At 64.7% G+C, this 2,326-nt stretch carries 3 protein-coding genes; 2 read left to right on the top strand and 1 reads right to left on the bottom strand.

Annotation, left to right across the window (positions count from 1 at the left end; genetic code table 11):
- Positions 1 to 880: AHH domain-containing protein (locus D7X55_RS38580; RefSeq protein WP_121725639.1), on the top strand; the 880-nt coding region annotated here is incomplete at its 5' end.
- Positions 862 to 2,127 carry an imm11 family protein gene (locus D7X55_RS38585; protein ID WP_233610333.1) on the top strand — a complete coding sequence of 422 codons (1,266 nt, stop codon included), beginning with the start codon at positions 862 to 864 and terminating at the stop codon, positions 2,125 to 2,127. The genes D7X55_RS38580 and D7X55_RS38585, both read left to right, overlap by 19 nt.
- Here D7X55_RS38585 and D7X55_RS43755 read toward each other — a convergent pair whose 3' ends face one another.
- On the bottom strand, positions 2,128 to 2,274 hold the full coding sequence (locus D7X55_RS43755; protein ID WP_158626488.1) for a hypothetical protein: 147 nt from the start codon (positions 2,272 to 2,274) through the stop codon (positions 2,128 to 2,130). It lies immediately after the preceding gene.
- Positions 2,275 to 2,326 lie beyond the last annotated feature (52 nt).

Below are 2,326 nucleotides of genomic sequence, written 5' to 3' on the forward strand. Positions count from 1 at the left end.
GCTGGACTCGGTATGGGAGGAGACGGCCGAAGCCCTGGAGGGGATGGTGGACCCCGAGGCGACGGTGTCGCTGCTGGTGATGACAGGGGCGGTGTACTTCAGCCTGTGGCTGGTGCCGGAGCCGCTGCTGTCGAAGGGAGTGGCGGCAACGCCGACGGTGGCGCTGATTGCGTACCTGGGCTGGGACACGGTGTGGAGTCTCATCCAGGGCTGGAGGGTGCTGGCGGCGGAGGTGAGGGACGCAGACACGTTCGACGGCATCCGAAGCGCGGGAGAGAAGTACGGCGAGGTGATGGGGAAGCAGGCGGCAAGGGCCTTCGTGATGCTGGCGATGGCCGCGCTGGGGAGCACGGCGCAGACGCTGGCGTCGAGGGTCGCGACACTGCCCGGTTCAGCACAGGCCGCGCTGGTGGGAGCGGAGCAGGGAGGCTTCCGGCTGGTGGCCGCGGCGGAGGTCTCAGCGGTCGCGGTGTCCGCGAGCGGAGAGGTGACCATCGCGCTGGCGCCCAACGCAGTGGCGATGGGCACGAAGGGACCGAACGTCCCGGCACCGGTCGACGTCCACGAGCACCACATCGCCACGAACAAGTGGTGGGAAGCAACGCATCATGGAGGACCTTGGTCACCCCAGTTCCAGAGGCTCTTCGATCGAGCAGGGATGTCCCTGGATGATCCCGCGAACAAAGTCCGTGTCCCAGGCCACAAGGGACCTCATCCCGAGGCGTACCATCAAAGAGTGCTCTCCCGACTGAACGAAGCAATGGAAGATTGTGGCAGCATCCATCAGTGCCGCGAAGCGCTCACCAACGAGCTTCGTCGGCTCGCCAGCGACATCTTGAACACGAGCATGACGCTCAATAAGTGGGTCACGAAGTCATAGCTGAGCGGGAGTCTCTCGTGGCAATGCGGTATTTCGAGCTGATCGATGATCTGCATGTTCCCGGTCGGTGGTCGCTGGGCGATCCCATTGATGCGTCCGGCCGGGAGGTCGCCAATCCATGGATGTTCAGGAAGGGTGAAGCCGTCGGCTTGGAATCGCCCTTGAAGATTCCGGTCGACCATGCCGGTCTGGCATTGGGATTCACGCTGGCAGGCATCGGTCTGGCGCCCGTCGTTCTTGCGGATGTGGCAGCCATCCTGAGCAGGCTCGCTCCAGATGATCTTCAGCTGTTCCCAGTAACGATTGCGTCGGAGCCTGGCCCGTACTTCCTCGTCAACGTGCTCCGTCTCGTCAGGTGCATCGACGACGAGGCTTCCGAAGAGGTGCTGTATTGGAAGCCTGAAGATGGGCGTCCAGAGAAGGTAGGGAAATACAGGGACGTCGCGGGCATGCGCATCGATCCGACGAAAGTGGGCGATGCCAAGGTCTTCCGCGCCTGGGGGTGGACTGTCGCTCTCATCGTCTCCGAAGACATCAAGGATGCGCTGGAGCACGCGAATGTCACAGGAGTGAAGTTCCGGGAGGTCACGGGCCCGGGTGCCATCAGCCCTGAGGAACGCGAGCACCGCCGCAAACTTCAAGCGCTCTACGAACGGACCGAAACGGCCCGTGAAGCCTTCTGGCGCACGCTGGGCACACTGGATGAAAACGCCATCCTCCCCATCGTCGTCGGAGGAGGCTGGCCCGCGAGGCGCCAGGTCTGGCGCGTCATCCACCGCCCCGAAGGACGTGCCCTCTTCGTGACGGACGGCCTCTCCGACTTCTTCGTGGACACCGTGGAGCCCTCCGTGGGCTTCGGCCTGGAGCTCGCGCTGGAAACCGATGAGCCGCAGGCCAAATGGCCCGTGACGCTGCTGGAGCGCATCGCCAACGAACTCGTGGGCCACGAACACCTGCGTGAACCCGCGAGGACCGGCATCCTCACCATGGAAGTGGACGGCGCGCACCTGCCCGAACCGCTCCTGACGAAAGAGGGCCGCGTGGGCGTGCTCCTGGGCATGGACACCCCCACGCTCCCCACCCACTTCACCATGCCAGACGGACAGGTCCGGCTCGTCACGGTGAAGACCCTCATGCCCCGCGAGCTCACGTACCTGCTGGAGCACGGCCGGGAGGAGTTGATCCACCGCTTCAACCAGTCCCGCCCCGGTCACCTGTCCAAGGCCTGGCGCCAGCCCGTGGTGTGACTACCGCATCCCCATCACCAGCCACGCCGCCAGCGCCCCATACAGCGGCACGTTGAACGCCAGCGTCAGCCGGTTGATGCGCCGGAACCGCTCCTGCTCCGCGTCCGCGAACCACACGCCGTCCTCGCCGGTGGTGCGTCCCTCCACGGCCTCTGTCTCTTATACACCTCTGACGCTGCCGACGACTTAATAGGTTTAG

Origin of the sequence: Corallococcus sp. AB049A (genome assembly GCF_003668885.1) — a bacterium.
Classification (GTDB): domain Bacteria; phylum Myxococcota; class Myxococcia; order Myxococcales; family Myxococcaceae; genus Corallococcus; species Corallococcus interemptor.